The sequence below is a fragment of the Candidatus Vogelbacteria bacterium genome (genome assembly GCA_021414225.1).
Classification (GTDB): Bacteria; Patescibacteriota; Minisyncoccia; order Phycocordibacterales; family XYD1-FULL-46-19; genus JAIOOX01.
The window spans coordinates 223,683-243,343 of sequence record JAIOOX010000002.1 but is presented as its reverse complement, the minus strand read 5'-3'; the positions used below and the strand labels follow the sequence as shown (position 1 = coordinate 243,343).

General features: G+C 37.3%; 21 protein-coding genes. 7 read left to right on the top strand and 14 right to left on the bottom strand.

Translation table 11 applies throughout. The features are described 5' to 3' along the window. Positions 1-2: 2 nt before the first annotated feature. The 12 genes from K8Q91_01955 to K8Q91_01900 all read right to left on the bottom strand — a co-directional run bounded on the left by K8Q91_01955 (position 3) and on the right by K8Q91_01900 (position 13,094). Positions 3-1,058 carry a hypothetical protein gene (locus K8Q91_01955; protein ID MCE9628738.1) on the bottom strand — a complete coding sequence of 352 codons (1,056 nt, stop codon included), beginning with the start codon at positions 1,056-1,058 and terminating at the stop codon, positions 3-5. Between the two features lie 26 nt (positions 1,059-1,084). Further along, complete coding sequence (locus tag K8Q91_01950) at positions 1,085-1,996, bottom strand: serine hydrolase (protein ID MCE9628737.1); 912 nt, start codon at positions 1,994-1,996, stop codon at positions 1,085-1,087. 6 nt (positions 1,997-2,002) lie between these two features. Continuing rightward, positions 2,003-2,551 carry an SMC-Scp complex subunit ScpB gene (gene scpB / locus K8Q91_01945; protein ID MCE9628736.1) on the bottom strand — a complete coding sequence of 183 codons (549 nt, stop codon included), beginning with the start codon at positions 2,549-2,551 and terminating at the stop codon, positions 2,003-2,005. A 38-nt stretch (positions 2,552-2,589) separates the two neighbouring features. After that, positions 2,590-3,327 (bottom strand): segregation/condensation protein A, encoded by a 738-nt coding sequence (locus K8Q91_01940; GenBank protein ID MCE9628735.1) that lies wholly within the window; start codon positions 3,325-3,327, stop codon positions 2,590-2,592. Positions 3,328-3,590: 263 nt separating this feature from the next. Next, on the bottom strand, positions 3,591-4,922 hold the full coding sequence (gene aspS, locus K8Q91_01935; protein ID MCE9628734.1) for an aspartate--tRNA(Asn) ligase: 1,332 nt from the start codon (positions 4,920-4,922) through the stop codon (positions 3,591-3,593). A 237-nt stretch (positions 4,923-5,159) separates the two neighbouring features. Continuing rightward, entirely contained in the window at positions 5,160-6,947 is a 1,788-nt protein-coding gene (locus K8Q91_01930; protein MCE9628733.1) for an ABC transporter ATP-binding protein/permease, read from the bottom strand. A 95-nt stretch (positions 6,948-7,042) separates the two neighbouring features. Further along, positions 7,043-8,020, bottom strand: coding sequence for a tryptophan--tRNA ligase (gene trpS / locus K8Q91_01925; protein MCE9628732.1), 978 nt, complete (start codon positions 8,018-8,020; stop codon positions 7,043-7,045). Positions 8,021-8,069: 49 nt separating this feature from the next. Beyond that, complete coding sequence (locus K8Q91_01920; protein ID MCE9628731.1) at positions 8,070-8,768, bottom strand: hypothetical protein; 699 nt, start codon at positions 8,766-8,768, stop codon at positions 8,070-8,072. Between the two features lie 83 nt (positions 8,769-8,851). Continuing rightward, positions 8,852-10,582 carry a HAMP domain-containing histidine kinase gene (locus K8Q91_01915; protein MCE9628730.1) on the bottom strand — a complete coding sequence of 577 codons (1,731 nt, stop codon included), beginning with the start codon at positions 10,580-10,582 and terminating at the stop codon, positions 8,852-8,854. After that, positions 10,572-11,384, bottom strand: a complete 813-nt coding sequence (locus K8Q91_01910) for a hypothetical protein (protein ID MCE9628729.1) — start codon at positions 11,382-11,384, stop codon at positions 10,572-10,574. The genes K8Q91_01915 and K8Q91_01910 overlap by 11 nt, the downstream gene beginning before the upstream one ends. 454 nt (positions 11,385-11,838) lie before the next feature. Beyond that, the gene (locus K8Q91_01905) at positions 11,839-12,327 is read right to left on the bottom strand and encodes a hypothetical protein (protein MCE9628728.1); all 489 of its coding nucleotides are present in this window, start codon (positions 12,325-12,327) and stop codon (positions 11,839-11,841) included. 263 nt (positions 12,328-12,590) lie between these two features. Continuing rightward, positions 12,591-13,094, bottom strand: coding sequence for a GreA/GreB family elongation factor (locus K8Q91_01900; GenBank protein ID MCE9628727.1), 504 nt, complete (start codon positions 13,092-13,094; stop codon positions 12,591-12,593). Between the two features lie 159 nt (positions 13,095-13,253). On the opposite strand from K8Q91_01900, the gene K8Q91_01895 reads away from it, so the two are divergent. Genes K8Q91_01895 through K8Q91_01875 form a run of 5 tightly spaced genes read left to right on the top strand, consistent with a single transcriptional unit; the run spans position 13,254 to position 17,234 of the window. After that, positions 13,254-13,799, top strand: coding sequence for a hypothetical protein (locus K8Q91_01895; protein ID MCE9628726.1), 546 nt, complete (start codon positions 13,254-13,256; stop codon positions 13,797-13,799). 4 nt (positions 13,800-13,803) lie between these two features. Continuing rightward, complete coding sequence (locus tag K8Q91_01890) at positions 13,804-14,367, top strand: AAA family ATPase (protein MCE9628725.1); 564 nt, start codon at positions 13,804-13,806, stop codon at positions 14,365-14,367. An 18-nt stretch (positions 14,368-14,385) separates the two neighbouring features. Then, positions 14,386-15,507, top strand: a complete 1,122-nt coding sequence (locus K8Q91_01885) for a DUF1864 family protein (GenBank protein MCE9628724.1) — start codon at positions 14,386-14,388, stop codon at positions 15,505-15,507. Beyond that, positions 15,497-16,579 (top strand): hypothetical protein, encoded by a 1,083-nt coding sequence (locus K8Q91_01880; protein MCE9628723.1) that lies wholly within the window; start codon positions 15,497-15,499, stop codon positions 16,577-16,579. The genes K8Q91_01885 and K8Q91_01880 overlap by 11 nt, the downstream gene beginning before the upstream one ends. After that, positions 16,563-17,234: a class I SAM-dependent methyltransferase gene (locus tag K8Q91_01875; protein MCE9628722.1), complete on the top strand. Its 672-nt coding sequence runs from the start codon at positions 16,563-16,565 to the stop codon at positions 17,232-17,234. Before K8Q91_01880 ends, K8Q91_01875 begins: the two co-directional genes overlap by 17 nt. A 12-nt stretch (positions 17,235-17,246) precedes the next feature. On the opposite strand, the gene K8Q91_01870 is transcribed toward K8Q91_01875, so the two are convergent. Then, positions 17,247-17,882, bottom strand: coding sequence for a hypothetical protein (locus K8Q91_01870; protein ID MCE9628721.1), 636 nt, complete (start codon positions 17,880-17,882; stop codon positions 17,247-17,249). 140 nt (positions 17,883-18,022) lie between these two features. Between K8Q91_01870 and K8Q91_01865 the strand changes: the two genes are divergently transcribed. After that, positions 18,023-18,349: a hypothetical protein gene (locus tag K8Q91_01865; protein ID MCE9628720.1), complete on the top strand. Its 327-nt coding sequence runs from the start codon at positions 18,023-18,025 to the stop codon at positions 18,347-18,349. Between the two features lie 83 nt (positions 18,350-18,432). After that, positions 18,433-18,978, top strand: coding sequence for an HD domain-containing protein (locus tag K8Q91_01860; protein ID MCE9628719.1), 546 nt, complete (start codon positions 18,433-18,435; stop codon positions 18,976-18,978). Here the strand turns inward: K8Q91_01860 and K8Q91_01855 are convergent. Continuing rightward, a complete protein-coding gene (locus K8Q91_01855; protein MCE9628718.1) occupies positions 18,941-19,642 on the bottom strand; it encodes a hypothetical protein in 702 nt (233 codons plus the stop codon). The genes K8Q91_01860 and K8Q91_01855 overlap by 38 nt on opposite strands. Between the last annotated feature and the right edge of the window lie 19 nt (positions 19,643-19,661).

Genomic DNA, 19,661 nt, shown 5'->3' with positions numbered 1-19,661 from the left:
AATTATTTTCCGATTATAGTTATAATCATACCTACAATAGCCACAATAATACCTATAACCCAATAACGCATGACTACTTTATAAGGAGGCCAACCCAGGGCTTCAAAGTGGTGGTGGAGTGGGGCGACAAGGAACACTTTTTTACCCCTTATTTTTTTAGAAGTTAACTGGATAACGACCGAAGCCGAAGTAGCAACTAAAGGCAGAGCGATGATTGGTAACGTTAAAACTGAGTCAGTTAGGAAGGCTACCACGGTCAAGGTGGTTGTTAGACCTAATATTCCAGTCTCAGACATATAAAATCTGGCTGGCGGAATGTTAAACCATAGAAAAGCGAGAATTCCACCAGCAATCACAGCACAAAAGGCGGCTAGATCTATTTGATTTTGAACAAAAGCAATGCCGGCATAAGTTGAAAAGATAATAGCCATAATCCCCCCGGATAAACCGTCTATCCCATCAATACCGGAACTGGAGAATAAGGCTAACATTACGGTCATAAAAATAGGAATGATTAGGAGACCAACAAAGAAATCACCCCAAAACGGAATATGAATAGCATCAACTCCTAGTTTAAAATAAAACCACCACCCCCCGGCTAAACCTAAGAATAAGACTACTCCCAACCTCTTAGAGAAAGATAAGCCTCCAGCTTGAGGGGTGCCACTGGTACTAATTTGTAACCAATCATCAAGTAAGCCTAACAGTGAGGCAACAATTAGAGTAAAAATTGGTAGCCAGGTTTGATTACGACTAACAAAAGTTAGTTTGGTGGTTAAATCGGTTGGAAATAACCAGGCCGTTAAAGAGATAATTAAAATGGATAATAGAGCACTAGTCCAAATAATAATACCGCCCATGCGAGGAGTGCCTACTTCTTTGTCTTTGTGTAGTTGATTAAATATGGGTGTTTCTTTGCCGTCAGGTGATATTTTTCCAGCCTTTTTTTTCCACATTTTGTGTTTGTATAAAAAATGAGTCAAAGCTGGAGTCATGGCGATACCAACGAAAAAGGCGATGGCTGTTGGAGCAAAAACTTTGATTACAGACAGTAACATATGACTTGTAGTATACGATATTCCTCTTATTTGGCCAAGATATTTAGGGTTTCAGTAATTAATTTTTGCATGTCAGTAAATCGCCCGTTTGGTGATGAACCTAAGACGACAACCACTACTGGTCTATTAATACTAACGTCAAAGATGGTGGTTAAATTTCCACCCGCCAAATCAGTAAAACCGGTTTTCGAACCAATAAAGCCGGGAATGGTTTTTACTATCAGATTGGTGTTTGTGCCGTAAATAGTGGAACCATCGGTGGTTGTTTTTTTGAGGCTAGACCATTTAGTGCTCGATAATAAATCTACTTTGTAGGTGGCTACATAAGACATCAACTTGGCCACATCGGTGGGTGAACCAATCGCTCCTGGTCCACCGTTTTGGTCTAAACCGGTCGGGTTGCGATAAGACAAGCTGTTGAGATTAAGTTCGCGTGCTTTGTTGTTAGCTAGAGTTTCAAAGGATGTTCCGGTTTTAGATGTCAAAGCTGTGGCTATAGCTACCGCCGCTCCATTAGAAGAAGTGGTAAGCATAAAGTCGGCCAAATCGTGGTAGAGCCAAGTCTTGTTGGCTTCTAGTCCCGCATTACTACCCATAATGAGGTCTTGATTGGTGATAGTGATCTTCTGTTCAGGGTCTAAGTATTCATAACCCAACAACGCGGTCATTATCTTAGTGATCGAAGCTAAAGGGAGGGCTTTGTCTTCATTTTGACCATATAAAACTTTGTCTTGTTTTGAATCATAGACGACGACCCCCTTGGCTTCTAGTTTGGGGGTTTGAAAAACTGGTGGAGTAGTCGAAGCGGGCTGTTGCTGATTGATAATATCAATAGATGATTTTAAATTGGCCCAAGGTAAATATTCAAAAACAACAAACAGGGTTGTAATAACAATAAATAAAACTACGAGTCTAAGTTGGAAAGGAGAGATTGTCACGCTAGATTAGTTGGTTGGTGTTTCATCCTGGCTTGGTTTAGTGACTTTAACTAACTCAGCCAGAAAAGTATCATAGTTTGGCAAGCCAGTAACGCTGGTTAAACCGAGGTGAGCTAGTAATTCAAAAGTGGGTCGATATAGGAAGGTTCGATTATCTCCTTCCTTATTTATTTTTTCTACTAAGCCTCGGACAGTTAAATTTCTTAGGATAAAACTAGAATTAACTCCGCGGATGTAGTCTATTTCTGCTCTAGAAACTGGTCCTTTATATAAAACAATGGCCAGAGTTTCCAACCCAGCTTTACCAAGATCTTTATTTAATTCTTCTTTGATAATGGACTCAATTAGCCCGCTAACTTCGGGGGCAGTCCCTAAAATAACAGTATTATCTTTTTCCAACAAAGCGATTCCCCTACCCTGGAGAGTTTGTTTTAGTTCGCCAAGGGCTTGCTGAATCGTTTCTTCTGGTTGATTGGTTAATTCCGCTAACTTTTTAATGGTCAACGGCTCAGCTTTAAAAAATAGAATAGCTTCAATGGTGGCTGATAAATTCATGTTGCTTAGTATAGCTAATTTGTAAAATTAACACCAAATTACTGGTATCTAGGTACTCCAGTACTCGAACTCTCTATATTAATATCCTGGTAGAGTTCATCCTGTTTAACGTCAATAATCCCCTGTTTGACGAGTTCTAACATACCCAAGAAACTAACAATAATTCCCACTCGATCACCGCCTGTCGTTTTGGCGAAGTCAGAAAATTTCATTGATAAGGCTGATTGGATACGTTTGGTGAGGTTACCGATCACTTCCTCGAGGCTGATCACTTTTTTGACAATCACTTCGGGAATTTTCTCTGGTTTTGGTAGATTGGCTAGCACATTTCTCATTGCTAAACTCAAAGAATCTAAACTGGTATCAGTCGACGGTGCAAAAACAGAAATAGTATGTTTAGTTTCTTCCCGCCAAAAGATGTTGTTTTTACCAAACAAGTTTTTGATTAGTTCGCTAGCCGATTTAAATTTCTCGTAAAGGGCTAGGCGAATTTGTAAATCATTAATATCCTGAGTTTCTTCCGGGGTGGTTTCAAGAGTAGGCAGTAAAGCAATCGATTTAATTAAAATCAAAGTAGAAGCGATCACTAAAAAGTTGGCCACCTCGTGTTTAGGTAAGTGTTCAAATTGTTTCAGGTGGGCAATATAGTCATCAGCTACTTGAGCCAGGCTGACTTCACTGATGTGCAGTTTTCGTTTTTCGATGAGCTGAAGAAGAAGATCTAAAGGCCCCTCAAATTCGCCAGCTTTAGTTGTGAATTGTGGTTCTGGTTCCATTGAAGTAATAATAACTTTTTATTAGTTAAAAGAAAAACCCGGAAAACCGCACTCAAGGGTTTCTTGTTTGGAAGGAGACAAGAAGTCTGCTCAACATAGCTCCGAATGGCTAATTTGAGTAGTTCAACCCAGAGAGGCAGTAAACCGGGGAAGATGGTAAATCTCGGGCGCGTATTCATTTGCAAACGCAGAATTCGCAAACCAGCTTGGTTTTGAACACGCACCCGATAAGAACTCAACTTATTTGATAATACGCCCTTTATTTATTTTGACAAGAGAGTGTCGATTCGATTTATATCACGAGGGAAAAGGGTGGCTTCTTTAACGTTGGCTATGTTTAAGAATTTGGCAGTTAGACGTTCTAAGCCCATTCCCCAACCGCCGTGCGGTGGAATTCCGTATTTGAAGGCTTGTAAATAAAAAGAAAAGTTGTCTGGGTTCAGCCCTTTCATTTTGGCCCCCTCGATCAAGTTGTCGTAATCGTGGCGTCTTTGCCCTCCAGTTGTTATCTCTACTCCTCGGAACAGTAAGTCGAAACTTTTAGTGAAGCCGATATCTTGATCATCTTCAAAGGTGTAAAAAGGTCTTTTACTAACTGGGTAGTGAGTAACAAAACAGAAGTCAGAGTCATGTTCTTTTTTAGACCACTCACATAACCAGCGCTCATCTTCTGGTTCAAGGTCTGGTTCGTTAGTCTTGTCTTTGCCAGTTTCTTTTAAAATTAAAGCCTGGGCTTCTCGTAGTTTTAGACTAGGGATTTTATCAGGCACGTTTGGTATCTCTGCTCCTAGTAGTGTAAATTCAGCCTGACAAGTTGTTTGAAGGTGGTTGGTTATATGCTTCATTAATTTGTTTTCCATGGACATGATGTCGGTGTGGTCTTTAATAAAGCCCATCTCGATATCGATAGAAGTGTACTCATTTAAGTGGCGAGAGGTGCTGTGTTTTTCTGCTCTAAAGACGTTGCCAGTTGTGAAAACTCGCTCGAAAATACCCACCATAATCTGTTTGTACAACTGAGGACTGGTGGCTAGATGAGCTGTTTTATCGTAGAGATATTTAACTTCAAAAACCTCCCCACTTCCTTCAGCGTCATCGCCGATTAGTTTTGGAGCTTGAAATTCAGTAAATCCTTCCTGATTTAGAAAAGCTCTGTAGGCTTTGATGATTTCTGATTGAACTTTAAAAATAGCTCGTGATCGGTCGGTGCGTAGAGTTAAGGGTAGGTTGTCTAGGTAAGTATCTAGATTCAGTTCGGTATCTTTATCAAACGGTAATTCTTTAGCCTTACCCAAGATTTCAATGTTTAATATTTCAATTTCTAGATTGCCGTTTTGAGCCCCTTCTTTAATATTTTTAGGTGGACGTTCGTTAACTTTACCAGTGACTTGGATCACCCATTCTGGGCGAACTTGGTTGGCTACAGCAAGAGCTTCTTCGTGATTTGGGAGAGCGACCATTTGGACTTTGCCGGTCACGTCGCGGAGGTCAATAAAAATCATTTTGCCTTGGTCTCGGCGAACATCTACCCAACCAGAAATACTAACCTCCTGGCCAATTTTGCCTTGTAAGTTTTTTATGTAAGTTCTTTCCATAATAAATATTTTGTTTTTGGAGAAACAAAAATGCCCCTCCAAATTTATTAACAATCTAATAAATTCGCAGGGGCGACTTCGTCGCGGTGCCACCCTGATTTGTTACTTTTGAACTGCTTGTCGGAGCAGGACCGGAAGAGTCTACTAACCTAACAGGTTTTCTTTCTTCACCTCACCGGTGTCAGCCGGATCGCTGGTGTAACTAAAGTATAAATAGTTGAGCCAGAAAAGCAATAGCTAGGCATGGAGGCCAGTTTGAAGTTCATAGAGGTTGCGATAGACTCCGTTTTCCTTGGCAGCTAATTCGTCATGGGTACCAGTCTCTACTATCTGTCCTTCTTTGAAAACTAAAATTTTATCCGCTCGACGAACAGTGCTAAGACGGTGAGCAATAATAAAGGTGGTGCGACCACTCATTAGTTCCTCCAAAGATTTGGTAATGAAATTTTCTGATTCTGCATCAAGGGCAGAAGTAGGTTCATCCAAGATTAGGATTCTAGGGTTTCTAAGGATGGCCCGAGCGATAGCAACCCGTTGCTTTTGGCCCACGGACAATTTCACTCCCCGTTCCCCGACCACTTGTTTCCATTTTTTAGGAAACTTCTCAATAAATTCTAAAGCGTGAGCTTTTCGAGCGGCTTCAGCTACTTGTTTCTGGGTGGCTTTAAAATTACCGTATTTTATATTGGTTTCAATAGTGTCACTAAAGAGAACCACCTCTTGAGGTACTACTCCAATTTGAGAGCGTAAAAATTTCAAATCAAGTTTTTTAACATCGATTCCGTCAACTAGTACTTGTCCTTTTTTGGCAAAATGGTAACCAGACAGGAGATCTATCAGGGTGCTTTTCCCTTCACCGGACTTACCCACTAAAGCCACTACTTCACCGGGGTTTATTTGCAAGTTTATATTTTTTAGAACCATCCGGTTGGCCTCGTAAGCGAAACTGACATCTTTAAATTCTATTTTCCCATCAATATTTACTAATGACACATGGTCTGCTGGGGTGTAGTTTTCCTCCGGGTAGGTCATTGTTTTTTCTGACTCTTCTAGAGAAATAAAGCCGTTTTGGATGGTTCTCCATTGTTCACCAAGGGCAATAAAGGGTGCAAAAATCATCCCAGTGTAGCTGGTAATTGTAATCAGTTGACCTAGGGTCATTCCACCAGATTTAATCAACCAGATGGAGATAATAAAAATAGATAACTGTGTCCCCAAAATTATCATTCTTTGATACCAGTAAATTCTAGTCAGTAGCAGAGTTTGGGCTATATTGGTCTGAATAGCCCCAATTAAAAAGTTTTTGAGATTTTTTTTCTCGGCGTAATCCTCAGAGGTTGTTTGTTTAACGGTGGTGATATTTTCAACACTATCGTAACCGTGTCTCCAAGCAACATTCCATTTTCGTTGGATTTTACGTTGTAAGTTGGCGCTTTGGTCGATTGTTTGAGTTAGGACTATGATGTAAATAATAACTCCAACAAACATAATTAGACTCAGCTTAGAACTGATACTTAAAGTAAAAATAACTGTGATGATAATAGATATAAATTGAGGTGCTAAATCTACAACTACCCTTGATGAAATATCTTGCAGATAACTAGCACTCCTGTTTATAGCATTCATAATTGCGCCCATTTTTTTATTCTTGTGGAACTCTAAAGGCACTAAAAGTAAGTGATTGTAACCTTGAGTGACATAGTCCCCATATAGTTTATGGGCTAAGATATTTTTTTTGCGGCTGGTGAGTGAGTCGATACTATAAATGCTTAGTTGGGTAACAAACCAGAAAATTAACCAAATATATACCCAGGAAATAGATATTTCTAACCAGGTTAATCCTCCGTCTTTAGCTATAGAGTCAAACAATTTACCGGTGATCCAAGGTATAAGTGGATTACCAATAGACAAGACTATAGTTAATAAGCCGAGTAGTTTAATATCGGCTTGATGGGCGTTTAAATATTTAAAGACAGTGCGAAAGCCGGTCAGGTAGTCGTCTTTACTGAGCTTTTTATTTTTCATTAGTTAAATTAGGTTTAGGATTTATATAAGACAAACAAAACATAAATATTCTTTATATTTTCAAACTTAAGAAACTAAAAAATCTTTCTGTCTTCTTACAAATCAATCCCTACAGCATGTTTGATGGTCTGGAGTTTGGTGTTGGTGACTAGACGAGCCTTTTCCGCTCCGGCTTTCAGGATGGCGATAACTTGATCAGGATTTTCCGCTAAAATTTTTCGTTTCTCTCGAATTGGGGTAATAAATTTAGTAATATTATCAGCTAAGATTTCTTTGGATTCTTTGTAACCGATCTCCCCTGCTCGATATCTTTTTTCTAAATCTGGCAACATTTCAACGCTAAATAATTTATGTAAGGCGAAAATATTGTCGGTGGTCGGGTCTTTGACTTCAGTTGGTGTTTTGGAATCAGTGACGATTTTCATGACCAGTTTTTGGATTTCGTCATCCTCGGCAAATAAAGGAATAGTGTTGCCGTAGCTCTTCGACATTTTTTGACCATCAATCCCTGGGACAGTGGCGACTTCTGAGACGATCAACGGTTCTGGTAATTTAAAAGTTTCACCAAAAGTGCGATTGAATTTTTCCGCAATATCGCGAGCATATTCGACGTGCTGTTTTTGGTCTTGGCCTACCGGTACCACATCGGCATCATAGAGTAGTATGTCCGCCGCCATTAGGATCGGATAATTGAAGGTTCCCACATTGATCTCTTTATTTTTGGCCTCAGCATCTTTGAAAGCGTGAGCGCGCATCAGGTACGGCATAGTAGTAATACAGTCAAAAATCCAAGCTGTTTCAGTGTGGGCTGGCACATCGGATTGCTTAAACAAGACTACTTTGGCTGGATCTAGACCAATAGCTAGATAATCCAAGACAACATCTAAGGTGTTCTGCTTCATCTCGGTGGCATTATTTATCGAGGTGATAGCGTGAAGGTCAGCTATCATGAAGAAACAATCGTACTGGTCTTGAAGATCAACAAACTGGCGTACAGCCCCAAAATAATTGGCAATATGGAGTTTGCCGGTTGGTTTGACACCTGATAAGACTATTTTCTTTGGGTTAGTCATAGATTTAGTATTCTATATCGTACCATATTTACTAAATCTAGGTAAATCACTACCTCTTGCGCGGGCGACCAGGTTTTGGTTTAGGAATAGCAATAAGAACTATCATGGTAGCCAAACAAGAAACAACAGCTAAACCGGTAGCGATCAGGGTTTGGGTGTTGCTGTGAGCGGTAAAGAAGACTAGGCCAGAAGCACCTAAGGTGAGACCATTGCCAGCAAAAGTGAGTAGTTTAATTTTTTGCTTAGTTTTTTTGACCATTGTGCTACTGCGATAAAAACCTAGACCCCAGATGATACCGTAAAGAAGAGATAGTCCCCCGGTGAGCCAAGCCGCAACAGGATTCATTTGCCAGAAGATAAAACCATTATCTAAAACTGGATTTTGAAAATCGAACATTTGCAAACTAATAACAGTCGCGCCTATAAAAGTTAAAATACACTCCAACCAGATCAAGCCTTCACCACGAAGAAAATTGAAGATGGAAAAGACTGGTAAACGTAAACCGATTAAAAAAATACAGAACAAACAAGTGATGGCTATATTATAAAATATACCTAAAACAAAAGATCGATCAGGAAAGAAGATAAAAGGGAGAGCTAAACAGAGCGAGTAGACTGCTATTAGAAAGAAGACGACTGATAATGACCAAACAGACCTTTGTTTTGATTCTCGGTAGTTACTATATAAAATCAACGCCACCGCGCTTGATATTGTACCTAAAATCAAATTAAAAATTGGAATAATCATCGGAGGAATTCCGAGTATACTCTTCAAGATTTATTCAGGCAAATTTTTTCTGTGGATAAACTAAATAAAGTCTTTTGTTTTTTTTATAAACTGTCAGCAAATTCTGAAATATCTTCTTGAGTTTCTTGATCGGATGTTTCTTGATATGAATTTAGAACTATGGAGAAGGTTGTGCCTTTACCAACACCAGGAGATTCTATGCTAATGGTGCCTTTGTGAGCGTCTAATATCTGTTTAACGACGTATAAACCAAGTCCTGTGCCGGTAATATGAGTCTTTCCTACTTCGTCGGCCCGGATAAATTTCTTGAACAATTTTGGTATTGATTCAGCAGCAATTCCCACCCCAGTATCTTTAACATTGATATGAATATGTTTGGAGTCCCCTGATGGTTTGGTTACTTCGACTGACACACTACCGGCAGGTGTATATTTAATAGCGTTGTCGATTACATTACTGACCACTTGGCTCATTTTGCCGTAGTCGGCTGACACCTGGTAAGCTCCCCGACCCAAGTTGACGACTAGGTTTAATTTCTTACGCTTAGCAAAAGGAATAAGCTCATCGGTAACATTTTTGACCAAGTCGCGAATATCAAAGATAGTAACATCGTATTTCATCTTACCGAGTTCAATTCTGGTAATGTTTAAGAAGTCTTCAATCACACTGACGAGACGTTGACTGGATTGATAAATAACATCAACTGCCCCTTTGGTTTTTTCAGATAGTTCACCAAAAGATCCTTCTAAAAGCATCGAAGAATAACCTTTGATTGCCGTGAGTGGGGTTCGTAGTTGGTGTGAAGCCATCGAAACGAATTCTGTTTTCTGACGATCTAGTTCCTTTAGTTTTTTGTTTAACTCAAATAATTTGTCATTGGATTTAGATAGGTCTTCCGCCAGACTTAATGCGTATTTACTAGTCTCAACTTCTTTATTAACACTCTTGATAAGGAAATATCCAAAAAATGAAGTAAACAAGAGTGTTATTACTGACAGGATCTGGCTGGTTGTATTTCTAACAAAGAATAATTGCGAGCCGGTTAGTATTATAAGGGCAATTACAAGGAATTGTCCCGCAATTACTTTTATGTTGAAAGCTTGTTTAATTATTATCAAATAAACTAGAGTCCCTATAAAAACAATCATCCCAAACAGACCATAAAGTTCATATCTATAGTCGACTGTTTGATCAGAAATAATGGAAGACAAAAAGAAAGAATAAAGGAAAACTAATGAACCGAGGGTCAATATGACAATTTCTCGCCGCCTATTTCTTAAGATATAAAATTTGTAACTCGAATAGGTGATTATTATTAAGGATATAGAAATCTTTAAAAACTTAACATAAGTCATGTAAGTTTCGGCTTCCACAGAGATACACTCTTGGATATCATAGCTTTGCAGGTGAAATGGTGTCGCTGCGTAAATTACTGCTGGCAAAAGTAATAACATAGCCAAAGCTTTCCATCTTATGTTCAGGTCGCGATCTTCGATGAATACATAAATAAAGTAGAAAGATAAAAAAAATAAGGGTATTGAAAATACTTCAATTTGTGACCAAGCAAACATTATTAAATTTCCGTGTGCATAACCACTCCATATCATTAGATTTAGGAACGCCCATAACAAATAAAACACAGACAGAGATAATAATATTCTACTCAGAAGAGATTTATCATTTTTCCAGTAAACAAACAGTCCTAAGCAGATAGCAACTATCGCTGAGGTGGCATGAGAATAGTAAATAAGACCTGATGCAGCCAATACAAACTCTTGGCAGTATTTGATATTTTCTAGTAAATTATAATTCATAAGCTCCATCTATTATATACTGTTCTATATTTTTTTTAATACCTGGAGAATAACTTAGCCAATTAATAGATTTTTCATTTTCTAAAGGTAGCAAAGGATAAATTAGAGGTTTAACACCAAAATAGTCGCTAACCTCTTTAAAACTTGATAGTAAATGGTCTTTTATAAATTTTGCCTCTTCGTTATCTTCAATAAGGAAGTTGTCAAATAGCACTCCTTGGTAAATAAACATGGAAAGAAAATAAAAATAGTAATGGTTTGTTAAATATCTGGTATCGTTAAACCAGTCATAAAAATCAAAAATATGGCAATCTTTAATTTCTGGATACTCTTCTTTAAGTAGTTTGTGATGAAAGTCTACTAAGGATTCACCCCAAACGGTTTTTACCTCGCCAAATTTATAACCCTCATATTTATTAAAATCAACTATCCTTTTAGTTGAGTAGTTAGTTCCATATTTTTTACCAATTCCATCTGCAAAATAAAGTTTACATAAATGATATTTTTCTAAATTCTTTCCTACAAATTTTCCATCGTATTCCAAAAGTAAAGGAGATAGATTTGTAGTTTTAACCAAATCCATAAAATATTGAAACTCTAGATTGGGTGTAAAAATACTCCTCGAAAAAACCGCCTTAGGTTCATTATTAAACTTTTCGGTATACCACTCGCCTAGCAAATCAGCAGTTTTTTTCTTAAGGATTTCGTCAGTCTGTCTCCTTTTTAACTCTTTTTTTATTTCCGAAATCGTGGAGTAAACTGAATCTTTAAGAGTGTGTATCTCGGCTGAATTAAGTAGCATAACAAAATTTCTTAACTACAATAATCAGTGCTTTGGTATTCCGATTTATTGTCTTCGGAACAGGTTATAATATAACAATCCTCAGTAGGTTCACATGTCAACTCGGCGCATCCGATACTATCTAGAGGATTACATGTTGGTATATCATATGCCTTTTTGTAAATTATCTTATAAAAATACCTCTCACCCTCTTCTTCTAATTCTAAGTTAAAACAATCCTCGATCTCTGGATTACAGGAGACTTGTGCGTATATATAAAAATCACCTTTAACAACATACTTATAATAGCCAAAAGCTGTAGAAAAAAGAATCAAAAGAGATGTTAGAACAAAAACAACTATAGATAGTTTATTTTTAGACTGCTCCATAAGTTAATTTATAGCATACAAATTACTAGAATACTATAACACATATTTAAAGAATACAGCCGCGTCTCCTTTCGGGCGCGGCTGGTTTAGAACAAGGTTTTTGCGATTTCGATTATTGTACCCAATCCTATTATCCAGTACAGATTGGATACAATTGTGGCGGCTGTGAATATCCACCAATCTCGACGGCCGAAACCGTTGAAATGGAAGGCTCCTTTTCTCAAATACAGTGTTGTGGTAATTGGATCATCCATACAGAGGACAAAAAATGCTACCACATCACCTTTTTTGAGAATATATGAGAGGAATCTTTTGTAGACACCTTCCGGTTTACTTGGTTTTTCTTTGAGATCTTTTAGTCTCTCAATTAGAAACCAGTCGACCTCTACCCAATCATATGCCCTTATAATAAGGATATTTACTATGATTGAGAGTAGGGTCATGAAAACCCCGCCCGCCATGTTACCCAGATACAAAAGTGCTGCCGGGTACATAATGTAATCAAAGGGCCAGTCGACGGCCCTTTTAAGAATAAGGCCAACTCCAAGAGTGACCCCGTGCTTTAGCATTTTCATGCTGAGATCCTCCTGTTGTTAATGTCACAAAGTACTACCCTACCCATTAGTATAGCACTTTATATATTATATGTCAAGTATGTAAAATAACGATATAATCGAGTTAAATTTATGTCTAGGGAAAACTTTACCTGATTTTCCTATAGTAAACGTCACCACCCTCTTTCATTTTAAGATATCTGAGAGTAATTTTTATACTACACTATTATAATTAATTGACTTATTTGCTATGGTTTTTAGATCAATAAAAGAATGAAAGCCGCTCATTGCTGAGCGGCTTCGGAAGTTGGGACATTGATTGCGGTGATGAGATATTTCTCGGCACCCTTTGGTAATACGGCTGTTACAGTATCTCCTATTTTGTGGCCAATAAATGATTTACCGACAGGACTTTGGTACGAGATGCGTCTCGGAGATCCCTCTGAAGAATCCATAGGTACCCAGAAGCTACCAATCAATACCGACCGCTCTTCTCCCGAAGATTGTTGTTGATAATGAACCTCGCATCCAATGCATACGTTCTTTGGTGGACTGGCTGGGCATTCCACTAAAGAGGCTCGGGCGATCATCTCATTAAAGCCGGAGACTTGGGTGTTCAATCCTTCTGCGGCTCGCTTAGCCTCATCATATGGAGCATTATCGTGCCATGTTTCTGAGGACTGTTCACAGGCTTCGCCCATCGCTTTACTGGCCTCCAAGTAGGATTCATACAGAGTGTCCCTCCTTTTCTTGAGTGCCTCAAGATCCTCTTTTAAGAAATAAAGCATTTTCACTAGAATATTACCTCCAAATTGTTCAAAAACCAAATAACATTATACATGAGTTTGGTGATTTTTGCAATGGTATTTACATGTCTAAAAAGCTTTGTTTTTATTAGTCTTTATGGATATAATTAATTTTATTGCTTTAATTAAGTAATCAATTTTATGGAAATCTATTTAGTTACACAAAACACTGATAAAATCGCGGCTGCGAATAGTGTATTTACTGGTACGGATATTGTTATAAAAGGGGTTGATAAAGACTATGAAGAAATCCAAGCAGATACAAGTGCTAAGGTTGCACAATTTACTGCTCTTGAAGCAGCAAAGGATATTAATAAACCCACTATTAGAGAAGATCATTCTCTCTACATCAATGCAATTTCGGTGCCGGGACCTTACATGTCTTATTTCAATAAACATCTATCAGTTGATAATCTGTTAAAAATTTTAGAGAACTTTCCAGATAGGACAGGATATCTCGAATTAGCTGCTTGTCTCGCATATCCCGACGGAAAAACAGTTGATTTTTCATATAAAGTTCCTATTCACTTCAAAAGTGAGGTTGTTGTGGCCGATCCTAGAAATGGTTGGGACAGTTTAATTTGTTTGGAGGGAGAATCACGAGCGTTTACAGAATATCCAAGCTCCGAAAGGGTTGGGATTTGGTCTCAGAATTTTAAAAAAATAGCAGAATATTTAAAGAAATAAGTCTATGATATTTATCGTGGGTCATCATGGGGTGGGAAAATCGACCTTTGGTAATTGGCTAAAATCGAAAGGTTTTATTCATCTTGAAACGAGTAAATTAATAAAAGACGTTTTCACAAAAAGTGGCAGCAATCTCGGTTTTATTGATTGGGTACTTGAACAAGGAGACGACAATATAAACCAAATCATTGTTGATAATATTAATGCAGAATACAGTAAGGCTGGATCTGGGTTTATAGATATCGTAATAACCGGCAATCGTCAGTTTAGTGGGATAGAATATATTAAAAATCACGTTGAAAAATCTGTTTCATCTGGCAATACAATTATTTATTTAAATTCACCAGTAGAGGTTTTATACGAAAGATATCATGGAAGAAACGACGGCCGAAAATCATATGAAAGTGTAAATAGATTTCAAGAAGAACTAATTACATTTGATAAAACTATGGGGGTTGAGGAAATTCAATCTAAAGCTGATTATATTATCAACACCGACAAGGAACTGGATGTGACATTAGAAGATTTGGCAGTTGTAATTAAGAAGGTGTATGGCTCGGTATTGTAATGTTAAAATTATATTTTTATGAAAGAACAATTTGAACAAACAGAATCTCAACCTGAACTATATAGTGGTTTTGAAGATAAAATTAAATTAAGTATAGAAAAAGATGTAAGAATCTCTGAACTCGATCCATTTAATGCGGACTCGTTCTTTTCACAAGAACTTCCTGAACTAAATACTTCAAAAGATTCACAAAAAATTATTAAGGTTACTCAAGAATTAATTAATTCAAAGTCTGATTATACTGAAGTCGGTGAATTAGAAGCTAAAGCTATGGTTAGAGATTTGGGTATGGTAATTTCTTCCCTTAAACGCCATGGAATTGGTTTGGAGGGTGTTCCAGGACTAGAAGAAAAATTATTAGAATTAGCTTCTTTTACTAATGAGGTTCCTCGAGATACGGTTTTTAGCTACGGCCCAAGGAATCCGATTAATCCAAGCAGAACAAGGTATTTCACAAAAGTGCCTGAGGAAAAGATTTTTATTGAAAGTTTTAGAGAAGGAATGAATCATCTCTCCCCCGCCGTTGCTGGCTTGTTGCAAGCTCATCAAGTTAGTCCGGAATCTAATAATTTTTCAGGTCTAGTTGAAAGGTCTACCAAAGAGTTTCAAGGGATGATCGACGCTATTTTAAAAGTAAGACGAAATATTTCTCCTGAAGTATTTACTAACGATCTTAGGCCTTATTTTGATCCTATTACTATTGGAGGTATAGATTACTCTGCTGCTGGAGGCGCTCAGATGCCTGTTTTACTTATCGATTTGATCGCTCATACATCTGACAAGATACCTGAAACGACCACCTACCAGACTTATTTCGAAGATAATATACGCTATTTGCCTTATGAATTGAGATCTATAGCCGAAGAAATAAGAGGTAAAAAATCACTTCTAACAACTATAATAGAAACCGGCACTGCTGAGGTGCCTATGGAAAATCTTGAAGCATTAAGGGAGTTGTTTACTAAATTATTACAATTCAGGATGCCTCATCTAAGAATTGCTAAAGATAACATGGCTAAACGAGATGTTGGAGCTCGAGGTAGTGGCGGGTATCAAACAGAGATTTTAGAGTTATTGATTAAACAAACACAAGACTCAAGAAATAAACTAGGAGAAATATTACATATCGATGAAGACTGATTTTAAATTATTCCCAATAGGAACCGTATTTAATCCTTTAAAACAAGTGGTTTCTAGGTCTCTGGATTACACTATACAAGAAGTAGATATCAAGTTTCCTTCTAGGCTCAATGCGATGGCTATTGATCCATCTAAGATAGTTTCTAACAATAATTTAGTATATACGCCTGGTGAAATTACTTTTGTTATAGACATTTTTACCAATGTCTCTATTAAAAAATCTTCAACTGCTGGTTTGAGTATAAGTGATACTACACAACGAAAATCACTAGTTAGTCATGCTTTTTTACTAATGCAGAAAGCAATCGGATTTGAAGACGGTCTTCATATCTCTGTCTCTAAGAGTCTAGACATGAGACATTGCGGTTTAGGGTCAAGTAGTAATCTAATCGCCTCTGTCTCCGTTGCTATTAACGAGCTGTATGGAAAACCAATTGATGACAAAGAACTTGTTAGATATTGTGCTCAAAATCATGGGGAGGAAATAGATGGAAATGACGAAGAACTTGTTCCAGTTCAAAGTATTGGGGGCTCTGCAGCTGCCGGTTTAGTCTCAGGAGGTATGCAAGTTTTGGCTGGAGAAAGTGTGGTAATAAAAAATATGAATATCTCTGATGAGTATTCTGTAGTCATTGGTATACCTAAGGATTACGTACCATTAGATGCTAAAGAATCTTTAGACAAAGAACTGTCTGCTCTAGATGGTTTTTTAAATACAGGCAAGGTGTATGGTAAAGAGATAGCCTATAACATTTTACATGATGGATTACCTGCTATGGAGTGTGGTAATTTAATACCTTTTGGAAATATAATTTTTGAGTATAGATTTAATATGGGAAGTATTAATAATTGTTCTTTCTGTTATCCTCCAATAATGAATATTGCAGAAAAAATTTCTTTTCTAAAGCATGATGGTTATGCGGATGTGCTATCTCTATCTTCAGTAGGTCCTGGATTCTTTGCTATTACAAAAGATCCTGATTTCTGTACAAAAACTTTTGAATCATTAGGGATGAATGTATATCATCATAAAATTTATAATGGAACATATATTTATGAACTCAAAAAATGATACCTCCTCATCCTTTTGGAACAATGATCAGAATATCAATTGGTTTAAAACTAAACCTTCTTCGGAATATTGGAAGGATTTTTTAGTTGAGATAGAAAATAAGAAAATTAAAAAAGTTCTTGATTTGGGTTGTGGTGCTGGTAGGAATACCGAGATGATCTGGTCTTTAGGATTTAATGTTTATGGTGTGGATTTGCATGAAGATATGGTTAGTACGACAATGACCAGGATGAAGACCTTAGCTCCTGAGATAAACTGGTCTTTAAGGATTGTCCAAACAGACATGACTTCTCTACCATATATGGATGGATCTTTTGATGTAGTTTTATCAAATGGTGTATATCACAATGTCTCATCTGTTGAAGATCTTGAGATAGCAATTCAAGAAAGTGCTCGAGTTTTATCAAATAATGGATTTTTATGTATCAATATATTTACTTCAAAATATATTGATCATAATACACTAGAAAAAGAATCATCCAATCATCTTTATACTACAAAGGAAGGACTTGATATGATCCTTATTTCTAGTGAAGAACTGATAGCTATATGTGATAAGTACAACTTAAAATTACAAGAGAATCTGACTGAATACGTAAGTGAAGTTTCTACAGGTAAGAGGTCTGTTGCTAGGGGTGTTTTTAAAAAATCTTAATTATAAAATTACTTACCCCTGAAATAGACTCAAAATCTGGGGTAAATCTTTTTGGTTGAAGACGAAGATGATTTCGGTGTGGGTGGTGATGGTTTCGGCTAAGGTGATACGCTTTTGGGCGATTTTTCGGATAAGGGAATAAGTAATGTTGGGCAATTCGTAATATTTTGGATCGAAAGAGATACAGATAGCTGATAATTTTGGTTGGATTAGGACTGGCTTATCTTCTAAATGTTTTAGAACAGTTTCTTTGATCCGATCAGAACAAATCACAGTTACTTCGCTAGTACTTAAGATAATAGTAAAGAAGTCATCGTTGGTCGTCTTGATCTTTTTGTAAAGTGAGGAGAGTTTATCTAAAACAGACGATTTTTTCTCAAACACGATTTCCGACAAGGGCGATTTCGTGGTGATGTTATTGATAGCCACGTCGACTACCATTGGATTGACCTTGCCTAAGTCTTTCTGAATCCGAGATAGAGAAACAACAATGCCAGGTACTACTACCTCTTTCATGGTCTCGTCCTCTACTTTCTGTCTGATTTGTTTGGCGTAGGCCGATAGGTTCATAAAGCCTTTAGATAAGGCATAAAGAGCCTCTTCGTCGCTGTAGACTATATCGCGCACGACATCCTGGATTTTGATCATAAGTACATTTCTACCATATATAACAAAAAGATACAAATTTATTATATATGTTTTAAAATTTGATTGATCGTATCCCCTACCTTTATACTCCTACTCAGAGGCAATAACGCCACTAGAACCAAAACATAAGGAATAGAAAATTGTCAGGAACAGTCACCACGCACATCATCGAGGTAAAGGGTTATGGTATCGAAGTCCGTTGCTTGAAGTGTCGGAAATTGATCCAAAGAATCAGTGGAAAATTCTTGTTGGGTCTAACAGTTAAGGAGTTGACTCGTGAATTTCAGTACCTACTTAGCCAAAAGGAACCGACTGTCTGTTGTGGGGAGAGAAAAGATCCACTTCAGTCGTTCGACACGGAAGTGGAAGCGGAGCTGGCGGAAAAAGAGGTCCTTAGCCATCTGGAACAACATGGCACCACTGAAGGACTTAATCTAATCTGCTTATCCAGGCCCGATCTGAACTGACGAGAGTCTGTTCCTTTAATTAGGCGGTTGCTGGCCCTATCGGGATGCCAATCGCCTTATTATTAGTTAAGCTATATAAATATATGAGTCTACCAACTAGAGAAGAAGCACTTAAATTATTAGATCAACATGTTAGTGATCCATACCAACGTCATCATGCGGTAATGGTGGCCCAAGCAATGGAGGGTTATGCCGGACTTTATGGTGAAGACAAAGACTTGTGGTATATCACGGGTCTGCTTCACGATCTGGACTTCACCGAACATCCTCATGAACACCCAGGACCGTCTTTAAAGTGGTTTAAAGACTGGCAGTATCCAGAAGCCTTGATTCACGCCGTGGAAGCGCATGCTTATGGTTATAACGGCTTCTCTACCCAACCAGACACTCCTTTGGCCGGAGCGCTGATGGCTTGTGATGAAATGTGTGGTATCTTCTACGCCTATCAAAAAATGAATCCAGTGTCGTTTGGCGAAATGAAAGTCAGTTCAGTCAAGAAAAAGTTTAATGAAGAAAGTTTTGCTGCCAAAATCGACCGCAGTATGATCACTCGTGGTTGTGATATCTTAAAAATCAGTATTGATGATGATATTAAAAACCTGATTGAGTTTTTGAAGGATTTGAAATGAAAATAATAATGAATCTCAATATTTTAAAAACTTTTTTTAACCATCTACTAGATACCTCCAATACTGTAATATAAGCAATAAAGAATATAAAACTTGAAACTAACTTTGATCCAAAAAGAGGTCTTGCCCCATAATTATTGTCAGCCTCTATTTTAACCTCTCTCTTTGCTTCTTCTAGATTTTGAATCATTTTAGGGGAACCGTTTTCTAGTATAAATGTTGGTAAATTGGGAGATTCTATTCTTCTTCCAACTGAAAAATTTCTAGAGTGGGTTACAGTACAAATCCTACTCCCTTTTTCAAAAAGTCCCGCATCCCAAACTATATTCCCTTGATCATTCTTCATCACTATATCTTTAAGTGAGTAGTCTGATTTATTTATTAGACACACTTCTAAAATTGATAGGTCAAAAGGAACTTGTAAGACATTCCTCACATAAGTAAGGAATCCTGGATTATCAATAATTTCTACCTTAACATTACTCCAATTGTTTGTATTTTTAAGTTGTAGGTTAACACTACTTCCCCAAAATATGTAGTAGATCAAAGGAATGGGGATTATTACAAAGAAAAAAAAGTTACTAAAAAATTTAATTCTTGCTATTATCTTTTTCCAATTCCAATTTAGGAGTTTAATTTTATTTTTATAGAATTGAAATTCCATGGTTAAAAATAGATTAACT